Source organism: Neobacillus sp. NRS-1170 (assembly GCF_050468025.1).
Window position 1 is genome coordinate 41,276 of record NZ_JBITPF010000010.1, and the last position, 19,474, is coordinate 60,749.

General features: G+C 39.7%; 19 protein-coding genes. All 19 read left to right on the forward strand.

What is annotated here, in order from left to right:
• The first annotated feature begins 11 nt into the window (after positions 1 to 11).
• The 19 genes from ACIFOT_RS03405 to ACIFOT_RS03495 all read left to right on the forward strand — a co-directional run bounded on the left by ACIFOT_RS03405 (position 12) and on the right by ACIFOT_RS03495 (position 19,338).
• Positions 12 to 1,664, forward strand: coding sequence for an ABC transporter substrate-binding protein (locus tag ACIFOT_RS03405; protein WP_430061657.1), 1,653 nt, complete (start codon positions 12 to 14; stop codon positions 1,662 to 1,664).
• A 28-nt stretch (positions 1,665 to 1,692) separates the two neighbouring features.
• A complete protein-coding gene (locus ACIFOT_RS03410; protein ID WP_430061719.1) occupies positions 1,693 to 2,619 on the forward strand; it encodes an ABC transporter permease in 927 nt (308 codons plus the stop codon).
• 37 nt (positions 2,620 to 2,656) lie between these two features.
• On the forward strand, positions 2,657 to 3,547 hold the full coding sequence (locus ACIFOT_RS03415; RefSeq protein ID WP_430061659.1) for an ABC transporter permease: 891 nt from the start codon (positions 2,657 to 2,659) through the stop codon (positions 3,545 to 3,547).
• 14 nt (positions 3,548 to 3,561) lie between these two features.
• Positions 3,562 to 5,577, forward strand: a complete 2,016-nt coding sequence (locus ACIFOT_RS03420; RefSeq protein WP_430061661.1) for a dipeptide ABC transporter ATP-binding protein — start codon at positions 3,562 to 3,564, stop codon at positions 5,575 to 5,577.
• 484 nt (positions 5,578 to 6,061) lie between these two features.
• The gene (locus tag ACIFOT_RS03425; RefSeq protein WP_430061663.1) at positions 6,062 to 7,120 is read left to right on the forward strand and encodes an LLM class flavin-dependent oxidoreductase; all 1,059 of its coding nucleotides are present in this window, start codon (positions 6,062 to 6,064) and stop codon (positions 7,118 to 7,120) included.
• A gap of 36 nt (positions 7,121 to 7,156) precedes the next feature.
• Complete coding sequence (locus ACIFOT_RS03430) at positions 7,157 to 8,488, forward strand: LLM class flavin-dependent oxidoreductase (protein WP_430061665.1); 1,332 nt, start codon at positions 7,157 to 7,159, stop codon at positions 8,486 to 8,488.
• A gap of 80 nt (positions 8,489 to 8,568) precedes the next feature.
• Complete coding sequence (locus tag ACIFOT_RS03435; protein WP_430061667.1) at positions 8,569 to 9,327, forward strand: alpha/beta hydrolase; 759 nt, start codon at positions 8,569 to 8,571, stop codon at positions 9,325 to 9,327.
• A 144-nt stretch (positions 9,328 to 9,471) separates the two neighbouring features.
• Positions 9,472 to 10,806: an LLM class flavin-dependent oxidoreductase gene (locus tag ACIFOT_RS03440; RefSeq protein ID WP_430061669.1), complete on the forward strand. Its 1,335-nt coding sequence runs from the start codon at positions 9,472 to 9,474 to the stop codon at positions 10,804 to 10,806.
• A 140-nt stretch (positions 10,807 to 10,946) separates the two neighbouring features.
• Positions 10,947 to 11,222 (forward strand): glutaredoxin family protein, encoded by a 276-nt coding sequence (locus ACIFOT_RS03445; RefSeq protein ID WP_430061670.1) that lies wholly within the window; start codon positions 10,947 to 10,949, stop codon positions 11,220 to 11,222.
• A 54-nt stretch (positions 11,223 to 11,276) separates the two neighbouring features.
• Entirely contained in the window at positions 11,277 to 12,107 is an 831-nt protein-coding gene (locus tag ACIFOT_RS03450) for a transporter substrate-binding domain-containing protein (RefSeq protein WP_430061672.1), read from the forward strand.
• Between the two features lie 35 nt (positions 12,108 to 12,142).
• Positions 12,143 to 12,850, forward strand: coding sequence for an amino acid ABC transporter permease (locus ACIFOT_RS03455; protein WP_430061674.1), 708 nt, complete (start codon positions 12,143 to 12,145; stop codon positions 12,848 to 12,850).
• Between the two features lie 15 nt (positions 12,851 to 12,865).
• Entirely contained in the window at positions 12,866 to 13,561 is a 696-nt protein-coding gene (locus ACIFOT_RS03460; RefSeq protein ID WP_430061676.1) for an amino acid ABC transporter permease, read from the forward strand.
• Between the two features lie 11 nt (positions 13,562 to 13,572).
• Positions 13,573 to 14,343, forward strand: coding sequence for an amino acid ABC transporter ATP-binding protein (locus tag ACIFOT_RS03465; protein ID WP_430061678.1), 771 nt, complete (start codon positions 13,573 to 13,575; stop codon positions 14,341 to 14,343).
• 31 nt (positions 14,344 to 14,374) lie between these two features.
• Entirely contained in the window at positions 14,375 to 14,887 is a 513-nt protein-coding gene (locus ACIFOT_RS03470; RefSeq protein WP_430061680.1) for a GNAT family N-acetyltransferase, read from the forward strand.
• Positions 14,888 to 14,903: 16 nt separating this feature from the next.
• Positions 14,904 to 16,043: a M20 peptidase aminoacylase family protein gene (locus ACIFOT_RS03475; RefSeq protein ID WP_430061682.1), complete on the forward strand. Its 1,140-nt coding sequence runs from the start codon at positions 14,904 to 14,906 to the stop codon at positions 16,041 to 16,043.
• Between the two features lie 55 nt (positions 16,044 to 16,098).
• Positions 16,099 to 16,323: a Fur-regulated basic protein FbpA gene (locus ACIFOT_RS03480; RefSeq protein WP_430061684.1), complete on the forward strand. Its 225-nt coding sequence runs from the start codon at positions 16,099 to 16,101 to the stop codon at positions 16,321 to 16,323.
• A 40-nt stretch (positions 16,324 to 16,363) separates the two neighbouring features.
• On the forward strand, positions 16,364 to 16,921 hold the full coding sequence (gene ssuE / locus ACIFOT_RS03485) for an NADPH-dependent FMN reductase (RefSeq protein WP_430061686.1): 558 nt from the start codon (positions 16,364 to 16,366) through the stop codon (positions 16,919 to 16,921).
• A 106-nt stretch (positions 16,922 to 17,027) separates the two neighbouring features.
• A complete protein-coding gene (locus tag ACIFOT_RS03490) occupies positions 17,028 to 18,662 on the forward strand; it encodes an ATP-binding protein (RefSeq protein ID WP_430061688.1) in 1,635 nt (544 codons plus the stop codon).
• Positions 18,652 to 19,338, forward strand: coding sequence for a response regulator (locus ACIFOT_RS03495; protein ID WP_430061690.1), 687 nt, complete (start codon positions 18,652 to 18,654; stop codon positions 19,336 to 19,338). The genes ACIFOT_RS03490 and ACIFOT_RS03495 overlap by 11 nt, the downstream gene beginning before the upstream one ends.
• The last annotated feature ends 136 nt before the right edge of the window (positions 19,339 to 19,474 follow it).

The following is a 19,474-nucleotide window of genomic DNA, read 5'->3' on the forward strand; positions in this document are numbered from 1 at the left end:
AGGCGTTTGCAATGAAACAAGTTAATCAGACAAAATTAGTAGCCATTCTTTTAGTATTTGTCCTTCTTGTGTCAGGCTGTGCAAGTAGTTCTAGTACGAAAAATAGTAGTTCGCAAGAAACAAACAAAGAGGACGCATCACAGCCAAAGTCAGGAGGAGAATTAACTTATGCCCTTGCAACTTCTCCGGATTCGCTTGACCCCGCTCGAAGCGGGTTAGCGGTGGCAGTTCGTGCTTTCAGAACAATCTTTGATAGTTTGGTAGTTCAAGCGCCTGATAACACAATAAAACCGTGGCTTGCAACGGAATGGACTGTTTCAGATGATGGAAAAAGCTATACATTTAAGCTGCGTAGTGACGTTAAGTTCCAGGATGGAACCCCCTTTAATGCCGCAGCGGTAAAGTATAGTTTTGACAGAATACTGGATCCAAAAACCCAAGCAAAAAATGCCGTCGCTCTTTTGAAACCCTACCAATCGTCAGAAGTGATTGATGATTACACCATCAAAATTAATCTAGCAACACCTTCAGCCTCGTTTTTAAGTAATTTAAGCCAGGCCATGCTTGGGATTGTTTCCCCAACAGCTGCAGAGAAGTATGGTGATCAATTTAGTAAAAACCCTGTAGGAACCGGGCCCTATAAATTTGTCAGTTGGTCAGAAAACGCAGACATTGTAGTTGAAAAAAATAAGGATTATCGCTGGGGTCCCGCTAATGTAGAAAATAAGGAAGCACCTTATTTAGATAAAATTACATTTAAAATCATTCCAGAGGAGGCAACCCGTATCGGCAGTGTCCAAAGCGGGCAAGTGCTAGCGGCTGAAACTGTCCCGCCGCAAAATATCGCATCGCTAAAGAATGATTCGAAAACTCAATTACTTAAGGTAAATACTATTGGCCTGCCATACACACTCTTTTTCAATCAAAGAAAACCACCATGGAATGATGTGAAGGTCCGTCAAGCGGTTCAACTTGCCGTTGATGTTGATTCGATTGTTAAGACATTGTATTTAGGAACATATGAAAGGTCATGGTCACCAATCACACCGGGCATTTTAGGCTACGATAAATCCCTTGAAGGTGAGACGAAGGCAAATATTAAAAAAGCCAACCAAATCCTCGACGAACTAGGGTATAAAAAAGGTTCGGATGGAATCCGGGTAAAAGATGGAAAGCCGTTTACATTGAAATATGTAGATGGAACGCCTAATCGTGAGAAAAGAAATGATATTGCTGTCATAGTTCAGCAGCAGTTAAAAAAGATTGGAATTAAAGTAGAGATTAATATTACGAAAGATGTTGCAACAGTTATCTATAAAAACGCAGATTACGACTTGTATGGAAACAGCCAAGTTAATTCCGATCCCAATGCACTTAGTGCCATATACCATACACGCACACATGAAGAGGAAGCTGTTTTTAAAGGCTTAACTGGAGGTTCAGATCCAGAACTGGATCAGTGGCTCGAGCAAGGAACTATAGAGCTCAATCCTGCAAAACGTGAAGAAACTTATAAAAAAGTACAGCAAAAAATTATAAAAGATGCTTGGATCATTCCCATTTATGTTTTTCCATACACAGTGGCAGCGTCTAAAACCGTAAATGGCATTACATTCGACTCATTAGGATATCCATTGTTCAATGATGTCAATATTGAACAATAAAGAGAAAAGGGGCTGATAGATTGTGGCTATAGTGAACAAGATCCTTTTAAAGATATTGACGGCACTTGTATCCATTTTTGGCTCCTTAGTCCTTGTCTTTTGCATCATTTATTTGCTTCCGGGGGATCCAGTGCTATCCATGCTTGATCCCTCTGTAGCTACTCCTGAAATGGTAGAAAATTTACGCAAGGAATTGGGGCTTGATCAACCGTTTTATGTGCAATTCTTAGATTATTTTATGAGTGTCCTTCATGGGGACTTTGGTCAATCGTTAGTCAACAGGGATCAGGTTCTTCCAAAAATTTTAGAACACTTTCCTGCAACGCTTGCGCTAACACTGGCCAGCGCTTTAGTTTCGATTATAATTGGTGTGTTTTTCGGTGTATTATCAGCGATTTACCGTAATAAATGGATCGATTTTATCGCACGTTTGATTGGTTTATTTGGGATATCGATGCCTACATTTTGGTCAGGGATTTTACTTATATTAATTTTTTCAGTATTCCTGAACTGGTTTCCTGCGATGGGTTCAGATGGCTGGAAAACAATTGTCCTTCCATCACTTTCCCTCGGTTTTGTCGGTGCAGGATTAATCATTCGAATGGTGCGTACTAGTATGCTGGAAGTGATTAATGAACCTTTCATTGTTACATTAAGGGCTAAAGGTCTTTCTGAACGTGCAGTTATGTATCGACATGCTCTTCGCAACGCCCTTATTCCTGCGATTACCATCATTGGTCTAAATATTGGGGAGCTTATGGCAGGTACAGTGGTGATAGAAACGGTATTTTCAAGACAGGGAATCGGCCGAATTGTGGCGGATGCCATTATGGCCAAAGACCTGCCTGTAATACAAGGTGTTGTCTTCTTTAGTGCAATTGTATTTGTGATTATCAATCTATTAGTAGATCTATCTTATTCGATCATTGACCCAAGGGTACGCAGGGCTAACTAAATGGTAACAGAAAAATGATAAGCGGGAGGAAACTATAATGAAGGAAGTGGTTAATTCCAAAACGGTGCTGCAGGTTCCAAAATGGAAGTTTGCAAGAATAAACACAAATGTCTCGGTATCAAACTTCTTTATATATGGTGCAGGTATAATTGTAATCTTCATTATTACCTGCACCTTATTTCCAAAATGGCTTGCGCCCTATTCGCCAACCTTTATGGATACAGCCCATACTTTAAGTGCACCAAGTTCGGCACATTGGTTCGGAACAGATTATTTTGGGAGAGACGTTTTAAGTCTTGTCATATATGGAAGCAGGGACTCGCTTATAATTGGGATCGCTTCCGTTCTCATTGGAGGATTAATTGGCGGAATAATAGGTTCCGCAGCCGGTTATTTTGGTGGCTTCATTGATGTCGTATTTATGCGGTTTATTGAGATTTTGATGACAATTCCTGCGGTTCTTCTTGCATTAGCGATTGCTGCTGCACTGGGACCCGGTTTATTTAATATTGTCTTAGCGGTTGCTGCGGCATCCATTCCAGGATATGCACGTGTCATGAGAGGGCAGATGATATCGATAAAAAAACGCCAGTATGTAGATGCCTCGCGCTCAATTGGTACACCTGAGTGGAAAATTTTTCTCTGGCACCTGCTTCCAAATTCCTGGTCCCCTCTGTTAGTCATGGCAACAATTGGTCTTGGATCCTCTATTTTAATAGGGGCAGGGTTAAGTTTTCTTGGACTGGGAGTAATTAAAGAAATACCTGATTGGGGAGCACTACTTTCACAGGGACGCGGTTATTTGACGGTAGGATGGTGGATATGTACTTTTCCTGGCTTAGCGATTACTCTTTTGGTTCTCTCTGTAAACATTATGGGGGATAAACTGCGTGATACTTTTGATCCAAAAATAAGCAAAAAGAGATAAAGGAGGGACCTCAGATGGAGAAGTTGCTTGACATCCAGCATTTAAAGGTGGATTTTGCATTAAAAGATCGTTTTCTTACCGCCATAAGCGATGTATCGCTACATATTAAAGCCGGGGAGACTGTCTGCCTTGTCGGAGAGTCTGGAAGTGGGAAAAGTGTTACCTCAAAGGCAATCATGAGGCTAATCGATTATGAAAATGGAATGATTTCAGATGGAAGCATTGTACTGAAGGGACTAGACCTCACCCAACTCTCTCAAAAAAAGCTCCGTTCCATTCGAGGTAAGAAAGTGGCGATGATCTTTCAAGAGCCAATGGCTGCTTTCGACCCCGTGTTTACAATAGGAAGCCAGATTATCGAAACCATTCTTGAAAACAAGCAGTCTACTAAACTGCATGCGAAAAAACGTGCGCTTTATTTGCTGGAACGAGTGGGCATATCCGATGCTGAACTACGATTGAATCAATATCCGAACGAGTTATCTGGAGGCATGCTGCAACGGGCCATGATTGCGATGGCGCTTGCTTGCGGACCGGACCTTCTCATCGCGGATGAACCTACGACGGCCTTGGATGTTACCATTCAAGCACAAATATTGAAACTCCTTCAAGAATTGAAAAAAGAGTTTGGCATGTCTATTCTTTTAATTACACATGATATGGGCGTTGCAGCAGAAATGGCTGACCGGATTATTGTGATGTATGCCGGCCGAATCGTTGAGCAAGCAACGGCAGCACAATTGTTTGAGCAGCCCCATCATCCATATACACGTGGGTTGATGCAGTCGATTACGACGATAGATAGTGATCGTCGTAAAAAACTCTATTCTATCAATGGATCTATCCCGGGACTGGCTGATTTGCCATCGGGCTGCCAGTTTCATCCCCGCTGCCCCTTTGCAACGGATCGTTGTAGAGTAGAATCACCGCCTTTATTAGAAGTGAATAATCGGGAGTCTGCATGCTGGCATGCAGAGGAAATATTGAGGACTGATTGGAAACAACCAGTACAAGAAACAGTGGTGCTGTCTGAAAATGAAGTTCTAACCAGCTCAAAGCACTATGCTGAACCTCTGTTTACAATTCAAGAAGTGAGTAAATATTATCCGATTGGAAAAAGTCTTATATCTCGAAACCCATCCTTTATTAAAGCAGTGGACAAAGTCTCATTCACCATTGAAAAGGGAGAGACATTTGGTCTTGTTGGAGAATCAGGCAGTGGTAAGTCGACATTGGGCCGGGTTCTTTTACAATTGGAAAAGTTGACAAGTGGTAATGTTTTTTTTCAAGACCGGGATTTAACAAAATTAGGGGCAGGAGAATTACGTGAAAAGCGGAAAGATATGCAAGTGATTTATCAAGACCCCTATGGTTCTGTAAATCCTCGTTGGAAAGTTGGCGAAATAATTGGCGAGCCATTGCAAGTTCATGAAACACTTAGTCTGAAAGAAAAGAAAAATAGAGTTCAAGAATTGTTAGAAAAAGTTGGCCTAAATAAAAACGGGTTTGATCGATATCCACATGAATTTTCTGGAGGGCAGCGTCAGCGTATTGCTATTGCAAGAGCAATTGCGCTAAATCCACAGTTTATCCTAGCTGATGAATCCGTGTCAGCGTTAGATGTTTCTGTTCAGGCACAGATTATTAATTTATTGCAGGATTTACAGAAAGAGCGCAATTTAACTTATTTATTTATCGCACATGGTTTAAATATTGTCCGTCATGTCTCAGATCGTATTGGGGTGATGTATTTAGGTCAACTGGTGGAATTGGCCGATAGTGAAGAACTGTTCTTGCATCCTGCCCACCATTATACCAAAGGACTAATTGACTCAATTCCAGTCGCAGATCCTTTGTACAACAGGGAACGGATATCTATACAAGGAGAGATACCATCCCCATTGAATCCTCCGAGCGGCTGCCGTTTTCATAGCCGTTGTCCAGCTGCGACGGCCCGTTGTCGAGAAGAACAACCACTATTTAAGGAAATAAATAAAGGGCATTGGGCTGCCTGCCATTATCCGGTATAAATCCGTATAGATGAAGGATACAAACAAGAGAAGCAGAGGTCCAAAGTGCATTTCATAAGTGGGATGGAAGGACAAAAATAACCGAAGCAGAGGTCAAAGTATCCTTCATAAGCGGGATGAAGGACAAAAACAGGAGAAACAGAGGTCAAAATGTCTTTCATAAGTGGAGTGAAGGACAAAAATAGCTGAATCAGAGGTCAAAGTGTCTTTCATAAGCGGGATGAAGGACAAAAACAGCTGAATCAGAGGTCAAAGCGTCTTTCATAAGCGGGATGAAGGACAAAAATATCCGAAGCAGCGGTCAAAATGTCTTTCATAAGTGGGATGAAGGACAATAACAGTAGAAGCAGAGGTCAAAGTGTCTTTCATAAGCGGGATGAAGACAAAATAGCTAACCCGAGATTAGAGTGTCTTTCAAATAAAAAAAGGGTAAAAACAGTTGCTGCCCTAAGTAGCGAAAAGGCTAGAAAAGGGGGAAATATGAATGAAATTTGTTTTGTTTGACCTTATGAGTAATCATCCAAATGGTGTAACAGGAGAAAATTTAAAGGCACAGGAAAGAATTCAACAAGTGATTGACCAGGCCGTTTTGGCCGAATCGCTTGGTTTTGATGGCTATGGGGTAGGTGAGCGTCATGGGGCACCGTTTTTATCTTCGTCTCCAGCTGTAATGTTAACAGCGATTGCTGCCAAAACCACCAAAATCCGATTGCTTCCTACTGTATCGGTTTTGAGTGTCCTTGATCCGGTACGAGTCGCAGAGGATTATGCGACACTTGATCATCTTTCCGGTGGAAGATTAGAAATGATGATTGGTAAAGGCAACGATCCACGTCATTACCCGTTATTTGGAATAACAGAAGAGGAGCAATGGGCTTCCCTTGCTGAGCGTTATGATCTTCTTAAACGCTTATGGACTGAAGAAAATGTCTCATGGGAAGGAAACTACCGTTCACCAATATATAATGTAACGACTGAACCAAGACCATATCAAAATCAGATACCTATTTGGCATGGGAGTGCATCGAGTCCACTCTCAACTGAACTGGCAGCAAAGAATGGAGAGCCCATTTTTTCATCTAATGCTTTTCATCCTATGGCTAAATATAAAGAGTTGATTGACCATTATCGCGAACGTTTAGAGTATTATGGGTTTGATTCGAAAAAAGCGGTTGTTGGTGCTGGTGCTGGAAGTTTGTACTTGGCCGATACAAACGAAGGAGCTATTAACCGTTTCCGGCCGTACTATGATATTCAAATGAATACAGAAGCCGCAAAACATAACCAATCCCCATTTAAGGATCTTGAGGATCACATTGAAAATGGCTCAGCATTAATTGGAGGGGCAGAATTTGTTATAGAGAAGATCCTCAAATATCACCAAGCATTCGGACATCAAGTACAAAGTATAAGTGTGGGCGGCTTAAGTAAGGAAGAACAATATGAGCAGCTAGAACGGTTTGCTACGGATGTTATGCCAGTTCTTAGACGAGAGGTGCCAAGTACAGTTTGGGAAATGGGAGCTGCTGCGGTGGAATCTTAATACAATAAATGTGAAATCTGACAGAAAGGGGTATTCATGAGCAAACTAAGTAAAAAAATGCATCTAAATCTATTTTTATATAATATGGGACATCATGAGGCCTCGTGGCGTCATCCGGAATCGCCTTCTGATCAATTGATGAACTTCTCTTATTATAAACAATTGGCTCAAAAAGCAGAAATGGCAAAAATGGATTCTATCTTTCTCGCAGATCGTATTTCAACTTCACCAAAGGCTGTCGATAACGGGCCGCTTATTTCCTATGAACCAACTGCATTATTATCTGCATTAGCAGCAGTTACGGATCGTATAGGATTAATTGCAACTGTATCAACAAGTTTTAATGAGCCTTACAATGTTGCCCGAAGATTTTCTTCCCTTGATTTTCTGAGCAATGGGCGCGCTGGATGGAATATCATTACATCTGGAACTGATAGTGAAGCACAAAATTTTAATCTTGAAGAAATCCCTGATCATGCTAAACGCTATAAAAAAGCAAAAGAATTCTTAGAGGTAACGAGGAAGCTTTGGGATAGCTGGGAAGATGATGCTATTTTAGCTGATAAAGTGAAAGGAATTTTTGCAGACAAACATAAAGTACATGAAATTCATCATAAGGGAGAATTTTTTAAAGTTCGTGGACCGTTAAACATTCCAAGTTCCCCGCAGAAAAGACCGGTACTCGTTCAAGCAGGAACATCAGAGGATGGAAAGGAATTTTCCTCTCAATATGCTGATGCCATTTTTACCGCACAGCAAACATTTGAAGATGCAAGAGCTTTTTATCAAGATGTAAAGGCAAGGGTAGGCAGGAACGGCAGGGACCCGAATCAAGTAAAAATATTGCCGGGGATTAGTTTTATTATCGGGAATACAGTAGAAGAAGCGAAAGAAAGACAAGAAGAGTTAGCTGACAAAATGAATTTCAGCCATAGTTTAATACAGCTTTCGAATAGAATTGGGGTGGATTTAACATCAGTTTCTTTAGATGAACCCCTGCCCGATCTACCTGTAATCGATGAGATTCAAGGACATCAAAGTCGCAGTCAATTAATCATTCATTTGGCCCAACGTAAAAATCTTACAGTCAGACAATTGCTTATCCGTTTAGGAGGAGGAAGGGGCCATTTTACAATCAGCGGGACCCCAAAGAGAATTGCGGATGAACTTGAATTTTGGTTTCTTAACAAGGCAGCTGATGGTTTTAATATCATGCCACAAGTAATGAATCGTGATTTCGAACCATTTGTCAATTTAGTTATACCAGAATTGCAGCGCAGACAGCTCTTTAGGACGGAATATACAGGTTATACATTGAGAGATCATTACGGTCTGCAGTTTCCAAAAAATCAAATTGTATCTGAATAAAAAATCGGCTTTTTTTATAATTCTAATTCCAACTTAGTTAATGTGTTTAGTTAGATTTAAGTAAAAGGAGGGTGAAAAAGATGGAAGAAAGATTTCCTATTATTAAGGGGGCAGAAGAATTTTATTATAAGGAAAGCAATATTGGGATTCTAATTTCACATGGATTTGTCGGTACTCCACAAAGCGTGCATTACGTTGGCGAAAAACTTGCACAATTGGGGTATTCGGTTTTGGCACAAAGATTAAAAGGGCATGGAACCCATTATTATGATTTAGAGAATTGCACACACGAAGAGTGGTTTGAATCTTTGGAAAAGGGCTATCAAAAATTAACCCAGCATTGCAGCAGTATTTTTGTATTGGGCCAGTCAATGGGTGGAACACTGGCGCTTTGGCTTGCTCATAAACACAAGGATATAAAAGGAATTATCTTAGTTAATCCAGCCTTATCTCTTCCGTCATTTGACCATTTAAGGGGCAAAGAAATACCTAGATTCATTGATGAAGGAAATCCCGATATTAAGGCAAAGGATGCCTATGAGATTACTTATCAAAAAGTACCCATTAAAGCCATTCATCAATTGCAAACTTTAATGGACATAACACCAGCAATAATACCAGATATTCATTGTCCAGTATTAGGCGTTAAGTCTGCAGTCGATCATGTCGTACCACCGGAAAATACGGATTATATTATGGATCATATAGGGTCTGCAGGAAAGGAAATGATTGTTTTGGAAAATTCCTATCATGTGGCATCTTTAGACCATGACAAGGATCTAATTATAGAAGAGTGCCAACGATTTGTTCAACAGCATATTATCCATGGCGTAAGTTAGATTGATAGAATTTCCGAATGAAAACAAAAAATTTTTCTATCAGATAAAGTATAGAATTCCCAATATTTAAATGGTAGGATAAAGCACAAGAATAATAAAAAGTATTCCTATCAAATAACTCGGAGTTAAAAAGGAGGATCTTAAATGCCTAATCCCAAACAATTGAAATTTGGTGCAATTATTCATGGTGTCGGCGGAAATATTGCTGGATGGAGGCATCCGAATATTCAAGCAGATGCAAGTGTCAGTTTGGAGTTTTACACCAATCAGGCACAAAAAGCAGAACAAGGTAAATTTGACTTAGTCTTCATTGCAGATGGTTTGCATATTAACGAGAAGTCAATCCCACACTTTTTAAATCGTTTTGAACCACTTACCATTTTGTCTGCCCTTGCTGCGGTCACTTCGAGAATAGGTCTCGTTGGTACACTATCAACCTCGTATAGTGAACCGTTCAATGTTGCAAGGCAATTTTCGTCTCTTGACCAAATCAGCCAAGGCCGGGCTGGTTGGAATGTGGTTACCTCCCCACTTGAAAAAACGGCACTTAACTTCAGTAAAACGATCGAAGAACATCCTGATCACGCCAAAAGATACCGGATTGCAGCTGAATATTTGCAGGTAGCCAAAGGACTTTGGGATTCTTGGGAAGATGACGCGTTTGTCCGGGATAAAGAAACTGGAGTATTCTTTGAGCCAGATAAATTACATCATTTAAATCATAGAGGGGAATTTTTCTCCGTGCAAGGTCCGCTTAATATCGGCAGATCGAAGCAAGGCAGACCGGTCATATTTCAAGCTGGTTCCTCCGATGCAGGTAAAGACCTTGCAGCCAAAGAAGCAGATGCCATCTTTACAGGCCATCCAACATTAGCAGCGGCACAAGATTTTTATCGGGATGTCAAAAATAGAGCAAAAGCATATGGACGTAATCCGGATGAACTCGTCATCCTGCCAGGAATCGCACCAATCATTGCGGACTCAGAGGAAGAGGCAGAAAGAAAATATCAAGAAATTGCTAATCTAGTATCCATTGACAAAGCGCTGGATTATCTGGGCAGGTATTTCGAGCATCATGATTTCTCACAATATCCACTCGATCAACCGTTCCCTGAACTAGGAGACTTGGGTCAAAATAGCTTCCAAAGTCATACCAATAGAATTAAAAAGCAAGCAAAGGAACAAAATTTAACGCTCCGCCAAGTTGCATTAAGAGAAACGACACCAAAGCCTGCTTTTTTTGGAACTCCGGAAAAAGTAGCGGACCTTATTCAGGAATGGTTTGAAGCTGATGGCGCTGATGGGTTTATTATTGGTTCCGCAGTTCCAAAGGGATTGAATGATTTTGTGGATCATGTCGTGCCGATTCTGCAAAAACGTGGACTATATAGAACCGAATACGAGGCTGACACATTACGTGGAAACCTGGGAATTCCTTTTCCGAAAAACCGATATGAAAAAAAGGTGATAACCAAATGATAAAACTGACTAAATATAGTTTTTCTAATCTGAATATCTGCCGGCTAGACAACTAGAGGCTCTTTATTAAAAGAGAATGAATCTTTTAATAAAGAGCCTATTTTATTAAAAATATATCAAAATTATAGGAGGAATAAAAAATGGGAAAAGAATTATCTGTTGTAGTTTGGGCTAAAGAAGGGTGTCATTATTGCGGAGAGGTAAAACAATATTTAGAGGAAAGAGGAATAAATTACAAAACGATCGACGTTACACACCATGATGAACGCCGAGATATTTTGGAAGTCAAGTATGGTGTCCGTCATGTACCAGTGGTTGAAATCGGTCAAGATGAGGTATATGAGGGAGTCACACAAGTTGGAATAGAGCATATCGAGAAAGTGCTAGAAAGGTTTAATCATAAAATATTGAAATAATTCTGACTAAATCAATAGAAATTTATGTAAATAAAAAGGATAGGTGCATGTGATATGAAGAAAAAATTAACGATTTTAATAACGGTACTGCTAATTCTAGCGCTCGGTGCATGCTCTTCACAAGAAACGAATAACACTTCCAATGCAAGCTCGGAAACCGCTAAAGGAGACACAAAGGTACAAAAAATCATAGTTGGCACAGGGACACAGTTTCCGAATGTCTGCTTTATTGATAAGAATGGAAAATTAACCGGTTATGATGTGGAATTAGTTCGGAAGATAGATGAAAAGCTGCCAGAATATCAGTTTGAATTCAAGACGATGGAGTTTTCAAATCTGTTAATTAGCCTAGAAACAAATAAAATCGATTTTATCGCCCACCAAATGGAAGTGAATGAAGAACGACAAAAGAAGTTTCTTTTTAATACCGAACCTTATAATATCTTTCCTCTTCATGTAACGGTTAATAAAAATAACAATAATATCCACTCCATTAAAGATTTAAAAGGGAAGAAGGCAATCGTCAGTGCAACTAGTAACTCTGCTGTTTTCTTAAAAAAGTATAACAAGGAAAATAATGCTGGAATTGAAATTGTCTATTCAGGTAATGGACCTGATTCAACGATTAATCAACTCAAAACTGGCAGGGCAGATGCAACGATTACAACACCATTTTCAGTAGATTTTAATAATAAGGCTGTTGATGCCCAGCAAAAAGTGGTCGGTGAACCGCTCTTGAATTCAAAAGTTTATTTCCTTCTAAGAAAGGATGAAACACCACTGCAAAAAAGAATCGACGAAGCGATCGTTGAGCTGAAAAAAGAAGGAGTAGTCAGTGAATTGAGTGAAAAATGGCTGGGAGCTGACTACACAGTCAACTTTTAACCAGTTGGAAGGAAGTGTTAGGAGGCGGTTAATAAATGGGGAAAGCATTTGATCCTTCATTAATTTTCGAATTTATACCGACATTATTTCATTATCTAGGGGTCACTCTTCAGATTTTAGCAGCATCTATTTTTCTAGGACTTATCCTCGGTGTAGCAGCCGCTATACCGAGGCTGTTTAAAATACCTATCTTAAATCAATTGGTCATTTTATATGTTTCTTTTATACGCGGGACACCGATTCTAATCCAATTATTCCTTGTTTTTTATGGGGTGCCTGCCGTCCTTCAGATTATCAACATTGATGTTTCAAAACTGGAGGTTTTTTATTTCGTCATCATTACTTATGCGATTAGTAATGGAGCAGGATTTTCAGAAATTTTTCGAGGAGCCATACGTGCGGTTGATAAAGGGCAAACGGAAGCGGCCTATTCAGTGGGAATGACCAGCACTCAGAACTTTTTTCGAATCGTTTTGCCACAGGCCCTTCGGATTGCCTTTCCAAATGTGGCTAACTCCGTTATCGGTTCATTAAAGGATACTTCACTCGCGTTCACGATTGGTGTTATGGATATGATGGGGAGAGGAGATACCTTGATTTCTGCAACCGCCCATGCGCTGGAAGTGTATATATCTCTTTCTATTATCTATTATTCTGTTGTTCTATTGTTTGAAAAGATATTTGAAAAACTGGAAAAATATTTCAATCGTTATCAGAAAGCTGATCTATCAGCAGCTGCATAAAAAGGAGGGATATACATGACGATCGATATTCCTTTTATCTGGACCGCTTTTAAAGAAATCATTAAGTCTCTTCCCATTACGCTTATATTAACCCTTGTTCCCTTGGCGGTCGGTTTTTTAATCGGATTGGCGGTGGCACTAGTCAGGATATATAAAACAAGGTTTCTACACCAGACAGCGAATGGATATGTTTCTTTTTTCAGAGGTACGCCAATCATCATGCACATTATGGTCATTTATTATGGAATCCCCTTATTAATTGATCAGGTGTCATCCAAATTTGATTTAAACATTCAAACAAACAAAATACCGATTATTTTGTTTGTATTGATTGCCTTGTCGTTAGCCGCAGGTGCCTATTTATCTGAAATTATCCGCTCAGGGATCATCAGTGTTTCGACTGGTCAATTGGAAGCTGCTTACTCGGTGGGGATGACAAGGTTTCAAGCGATGTTCAGAATCGTTCTTCCACAGGCTTTGGCTCAGTCTATTCCCAATTTTACTAATCTATTTGTCGGTTTTTTACACACATCCTCTATTGCATTTCTCGTTTCAGAGAAAGAATTGACGGGTGCCGCCAATATCGTCGCTTCTACGAATCTGAAATTTTTAGAGGCCTTTATCGCGGCAGGAATCATCTATTGGGGACTTACGGTTTTGGTAGAGGGAATTTCTTTTTTACTTGAAAAAAGGGTGACATCGTATAGTTGAGGAGGCGTGTCATGATTGATTTAAAAGGAATAAAAAAATCATTCAATAAAACGGATGTGTTAAAAGGGATTAACTTGAAAATCGAAAAAGGCGAAGTGGTAACGATTCTTGGTCCAAGTGGATCGGGAAAAACCACGCTGCTTAGATGCTTAAATTTTTTGGAGAAGCCTGATGAAGGCGTGGTTGAAATTGGAAATATACTGGTCGATACCGAAAAGGCAACGAAAAAGGAGATGTTGTCTATTAGAAAACAATCGGCGATGGTTTTTCAACACTATAATTTATTTGCCCATAAGACGGTGTTGCAAAATGTAATGGAAGGGCTGATCGTCGCGAAAAAAGTGAAGAAACAGGATGCCAGGTACCGAAGCGAACGGGTGCTTGAAAAAGTGGGCCTTCAAGATAAATTACACCATTATCCATCGCAACTATCTGGGGGCCAGCAACAGCGGGTAGGAATTGCCAGGGCGTTGGCGTTGAATCCTGAAGTCATTCTCTTTGATGAGCCAACATCCGCCCTTGATCCTGAATTAGTCGGCGAAGTGCTTTCCGTTATTAAAGCCATTGCCCAGGAAGGCATTACGATGGTCGTGGTCACACATGAAATGAGTTTTGCCAAGGAAGTTTCGGATCGCGTTTTGTTTATGGATGGAGGAGTCATTGTAGAAGAAGGTACACCGTTGGAAATTTTTCATGCTCCAAAAGAAGAACGGACCCGTCGTTTCCTGCAGCGAATTTCCAGTGACTCATTTTTTCCATATTTAAAAGAACGGGTAAATTAAAAACTAACTGAATTGGGAGAAGGTGTCCATTATGTCGATAGATCAAATTATCATAGACGAATTAGTGGAAGAAGAAAAAGAAACGGTCCGCAACTTATTAGTAGAGAGCTATCAGCAGTATGAGGATGCTTATAAAAATCCTCAAGTATGGGAGACTTATTTAACCAATATTAAGGCATCAGTTGACAATCCAGACGTCGAAAAGATTTTGATTGCGAAAAGTAATGACAAAATTCTTGGTACTCTGCAGTTATTTCTATCATCGGAAAAGGCATATCAAAGACCGGAATTACAAATTTTTTCCCCAATCATTCGGCTTTTGGCCGTTCATCCGGAGGCGCGGGGACGAGGCATAGCCCAAGAATTATTAAAAGCGAGTCTCGATTTTGCAAAATCGCAGGAAGCCGATAAATTGTATTTGCACACCGGTGATAAAATGCAGAATGCCATTCGCTTGTATGAATGGTTTGGGTTTAAGCGAGATCGAACGAAAGAATTTATGAACAATGATATTTTAGTAAAATGCTATCGATTTGATTTTTAGGAAAGGAATTTTTGTTATGAATCAGGAGGAATTTGAGCGGTACTTAATATCGATTCGTCGTCATTTGCATCAATACCCGGAATTATCGAATCAAGAATTTGAAACGACGAAGTCCATTGAAAAATGGCTGCTGGAACTAGGCATCCCCATTCGGAAAACGGATTTGAAAACAGGTGTGTTTGCTGACATAAAAGGAGGGAATCCTGGTCCGATTGTGGCGGTGCGTGCGGATATTGATGCACTTCCGATTGAGGAAAAAACGGGCCTGCCCTATGCTTCAAAAAATAAAGGGGTCATGCATGCTTGCGGTCATGATTTTCATACAGCGGCACTTATCGGAGCGGCTCGTCTTTTAAAAAGACACCAGTCTGAGTTAAATGGAACCGTACGCTTGCTCTTTCAACCTGCAGAGGAATTAGGAGGAGGCGCCAAACAGGTAATAGATGACGGACAGTTGGATGGAGTTGGGGCGATTATTGGCCTGCACAATAAACCAGACTTGCCTGTAGGCACCATTGGTTTAAAGGAAGGTCCATTAATGTCGGCAGTAGATCGATTTCAAATTGTTCTGTATGGAAAAGGAAGTCACGCAGCCATACCGCAAAATGGAAAGGACCCAATCCTCACTGCCGGCCATCTTATTACGGCCCTTCAGACCGTGGTCAGCCGGAATGTGTCCCCACTTCATAGTGCCGTGCTGAGTGTGACGAAGATAATCGGCGGCAGTACGTGGAACGTCATTCCAGGGGAAGTCAAACTAGAGGGAACGATTCGAACCTTTGATCAGGCTATTCGGGACGAAGTAAAGGCAAGGTTCTTTAACATTGTTGAAGCGATCGCCAAAGCTTTTTCACACGAAGTAGAAATTGATTGGTTTGCAGGACCGCCGCCACTTAGCAATCATAAGACAATTACAGAGGTTGCCAAGAAATCTGCCGAAAAGCAGTCGTTGTATGTCATCAATCCAGAACCGTCCATGGCTGGTGAGGATTTCTCCTACTATCTTCAAGAGATTCCAGGAACATTTGCCTTTTTTGGTACAAATGGGACCGAAGAATGGCACCATCCTGCATTCACTCTTGATGAATCGGCGCTAATAAAAGCGGCGTATTATTTATTTGAAACATCAAGAGAATTGTTAAATCTAAATAAATGAAATGTTAGTATCACCCATTATTATGAAAGATAGAATTTAAAGTCTATATATAGGAGTGATTGAGTTGGGAGAGATTCTTCGAAAAGCTGTGGAAAATAAGCGGAAAAATTTAATCGACAAACTCATTGCTTATAATGTCTATAAGAAAGATGATCAACATCTTTTTGAATTATCCTTGACGCAACTTGAAGACGAGTATAAAAGATTTCAATCACTTAATCATCCTCATAGCGATTTTGGGTCGATTCAATTGATTAATAAAAAACCGAACAAAAGGTAATTTGGAACTTATAAATTATTGATGAAAGGTAGTTCGCACGATGAGTAAAGTTACAATTATTTCTGGAAGCCCTTCAGAGGAAACGAGATTAAATGGTGTATTACATGATGTTTTAAATTATTTCCATGGAGTACAGACAACCCCGGAAATTATAAATGTCCGCCATCTGCCGGCAGAAGATTTAATTCTGGCCAAGTTTGATAGTGAAGAAATTAAAAAAGCGAATCAGAAGGTTGAGGATTCAAATATTATCGTAATTCTCACACCGGTTTATAAAGCATCATTTACAGGAGTTTTAAAAACGTATTTGGATCTCCTGCCGCAAAACGGTCTCGAGGGTAAGACTGTTTTACCAATTGCGGTTGGCGGCACATTTGGTCACTTATTAATGATTGATTATGCCCTAAAACCTGTACTTGCTACTTTAGGAGCAACCAATATTTTAAAAGGTGTATTTATTTTAGACAATCAAATTAATAAATTAGGAAATAACCGCTATGAATTAAATTTAGAAGCCAAAGAGCGTTTAGAATCATCATTAGAAACGATAAACATTTCATTAACAACTCAAAAAAGTGTTTCAAGGTCCATTCTATGAAGGTAAGATCTTACGGTAGCTGTTTGCTGCCGTTTTTTCTATTAATGAAAACATTTACAAACAATTTTCCAGCAATTAAGGATATAATGGTTTTTAAACATAATCCATGCAGCTTCAAAAGGAGGTGTGCCGCCTGAAAACAAAAAAAATATTATTACAGACAAAAATATTTGGGCTGGTCCTATCGCTGGGTTTATTGTTGATTCTGCTGTTGACCGTATTTTTCAGCTATATGGAAAGTAAACAAATAGAGGAAAACAAGGGCCGGATGGCATTGGAAATCTCGAAAACGGTCTCATTTATTCCTCCCATTATTTCAGCGTTCGAAACAGCCGATCCATCTAAAACGATTCAGCCGATTGCAGAGAAGATCCGCAAAGAGACGGGGGCAGAATTCGTTGTCATTGGCAACAAAGAAGGTATCAGATATTCACATCCTATAACCTCTAAGATTGGGAAAAAAATGAGGGGTGGAGATAATGAAAGGGCCCTTAACAAAGGAGAATATTATGTCTCCAAAGCGAAGGGGTCACTGGGACCTTCGATTAGAGGGAAATCTCCAATTTTTAACGAAAAGGGAGAAGTAATCGGTATCGTTTCTGTAGGTTTCCTGCTTGAGGATATCCAACAACAAATTATGAACACTCTTTCTAAGGTGCTTCTTGTTTCACTTATTGCCCTTATCATTTCGCTTATCGGAAGCATCCTGCTCGGACAAAACATCCGTAAAGATACAATGGGGCTTGAACCATATGAAATAGCATCACTTTATAAAGAAAAGAACGCCGTCCTGCATGGTGTAAAGGAAGGAATATTGGCCATCAATAAAGATGGATTCATCACGATGATGAATCAACCGGCAAAACGACTTTTACATATAAAAGGATCTGTCCGCCATTTGAAGGTGGACGGGCTGTTCCCATCAGACTACTTATATGAGGTACTAAGAACGGGAGATCCGCAAGAGGATAAAGAAATGGTCTGGAAGGATAAAACCGTCATCGTCAATTGCACCCCGCTCTTTGATGAAACGGGAATTAGTGGAGTCGTAGCTTCTTTCCGGGATAAAACCGAGATTGAGCAAATGGTCAATACCATATCAGAAGTAAAAAGTTATTCCGAAGACTTACGGGCCCAAACACATGAATTTACCAATAAATTATATGTGTTAATGGGATTGCTTCAGCTCGGGGAATATGAACAGGCAATTGAGATGATCCAAACGGAAACGCAAAGTTTGCAGATTCAGAATTCTATTGTTTTTAACCATATTAAAGATAGCAAGGTGCAAGCGATTCTGTTAGGAAAACTAGGAAAAGCTTCAGAAAAGAAAATAAATTTTGAAATAGTAGCAGACAGTTTTCTAGCAGAATTACCATCACATATTAAACTGTCGAACCTGATCATTATCCTGGGGAACTTAATTGATAATGCCTTTGAAGCTGTCTATGGTAAAGATTCTCCTACCGTAAAATTGTTCACGACAGATATCGGAAGTGATATCATTTTTGAGATTGCTGATAATGGAAAGGGAATTAGTGAGAGAGAAATTCCTCTACTATTTAACAGGGGATATTCTTCTAAGACTGGAGTTGAGCCAAGGGGATTTGGCCTCGCAAATGCAGAAGAGGCTGTGGCTGAAATGAATGGAATGATTGAGGTTCAAAGTAATCCTGAAAATGGAACGGTCTTTACTGTATACCTACCAAAGGAATACGAGAGGAGTAAAAATGTTGAATAAGATAACAGCGGTTATTGCAGAAGATGATTTTCGGATTGCTGATATCCATGAAAAATTTTTAAATAAATTTAATGAAATTGAAGTGGCTGGAAAAGCATTGAATGGCAGTCAGACAATTGAAATGCTGACGGAAAAAACCCCCGATTTATTGATATTGGATATCTATATGCCGGATATGCTGGGATCTGATTTGCTCCCGATCATCCGCGAAGGTTTTCCAAAGGTCAGTATTATTATGATTACAGCAGCCACTGATAAAGATTTCATTGAAAAAGCATTGAGTTATGGAGTCGAAAACTATTTAATAAAACCAGTAAACCGGGAAAGATTTGACGAAGTCATTCTCGATTTTATCAAAAAGTACACTCTTTTAAATTCAAAACAGGAAATAAATCAGAAATATGTGGACCTTCTTTTTGGAAATAAGGAAATTGAAAAACCAGGAAAGGAAACTGAATTGCCAAAAGGAATCGATGAAATTACACTTAGAAAGGTGAAAAACGTTTTACTGGTTAAAAACCAAGGCCTTTCTGCCGAAGAAGTGGGAAATGAAATTGGAGCCTCCCGGATCACAGCGCGCCGCTATTTAGAATACCTGTCATCCATAAAGGAAGCAAAGGCGGAAGTGGTCTATGGAATTGTCGGAAGACCGGAAAGAAAATATTATCCTATTTAAAAATGGTGCCTATAGGCATCATTTTTTATATTTAAATCCCGTGAACAAAATGTACAAAATACATCTTTATTTACAATAATAACTTAATTTTGCAAACGTTTTCACTCTAGAAAATTTTGATTATTATTAATTTACA

Excerpts from the sequence above, each read along its gene's own strand:
- ACIFOT_RS03420 (WP_430061661.1), top strand. The coding sequence starts at position 3,562 with ATGGAGAAGTTGCTTGACATCCAGCATTTAAAGGTGGATTTTGCATTA.
- ACIFOT_RS03435 (WP_430061667.1), top strand. The coding sequence starts at position 8,569 with ATGGAAGAAAGATTTCCTATTATTAAGGGGGCAGAAGAATTTTATTAT.
- ACIFOT_RS03470 (WP_430061680.1), top strand. The coding sequence starts at position 14,375 with ATGTCGATAGATCAAATTATCATAGACGAATTAGTGGAAGAAGAAAAA.
- ACIFOT_RS03455 (WP_430061674.1), top strand. The coding sequence starts at position 12,143 with ATGGGGAAAGCATTTGATCCTTCATTAATTTTCGAATTTATACCGACA.
- ssuE (WP_430061686.1), top strand. The coding sequence starts at position 16,364 with ATGAGTAAAGTTACAATTATTTCTGGAAGCCCTTCAGAGGAAACGAGA.
- ACIFOT_RS03465 (WP_430061678.1), top strand. The coding sequence starts at position 13,573 with ATGATTGATTTAAAAGGAATAAAAAAATCATTCAATAAAACGGATGTG.
- ACIFOT_RS03440 (WP_430061669.1), top strand. The coding sequence starts at position 9,472 with ATGCCTAATCCCAAACAATTGAAATTTGGTGCAATTATTCATGGTGTC.
- ACIFOT_RS03405 (WP_430061657.1), top strand. The coding sequence starts at position 12 with ATGAAACAAGTTAATCAGACAAAATTAGTAGCCATTCTTTTAGTATTT.
- ACIFOT_RS03475 (WP_430061682.1), top strand. The coding sequence starts at position 14,904 with ATGAATCAGGAGGAATTTGAGCGGTACTTAATATCGATTCGTCGTCAT.
- ACIFOT_RS03490 (WP_430061688.1), top strand. The coding sequence starts at position 17,028 with ATGCAGCTTCAAAAGGAGGTGTGCCGCCTGAAAACAAAAAAAATATTA.
- ACIFOT_RS03445 (WP_430061670.1), top strand. The coding sequence starts at position 10,947 with ATGGGAAAAGAATTATCTGTTGTAGTTTGGGCTAAAGAAGGGTGTCAT.
- ACIFOT_RS03495 (WP_430061690.1), top strand. The coding sequence starts at position 18,652 with ATGTTGAATAAGATAACAGCGGTTATTGCAGAAGATGATTTTCGGATT.
- ACIFOT_RS03450 (WP_430061672.1), top strand. The coding sequence starts at position 11,277 with ATGAAGAAAAAATTAACGATTTTAATAACGGTACTGCTAATTCTAGCG.
- ACIFOT_RS03430 (WP_430061665.1), top strand. The coding sequence starts at position 7,157 with ATGAGCAAACTAAGTAAAAAAATGCATCTAAATCTATTTTTATATAAT.
- ACIFOT_RS03460 (WP_430061676.1), top strand. The coding sequence starts at position 12,866 with ATGACGATCGATATTCCTTTTATCTGGACCGCTTTTAAAGAAATCATT.
- ACIFOT_RS03425 (WP_430061663.1), top strand. The coding sequence starts at position 6,062 with ATGAAATTTGTTTTGTTTGACCTTATGAGTAATCATCCAAATGGTGTA.
- ACIFOT_RS03415 (WP_430061659.1), top strand. The coding sequence starts at position 2,657 with ATGAAGGAAGTGGTTAATTCCAAAACGGTGCTGCAGGTTCCAAAATGG.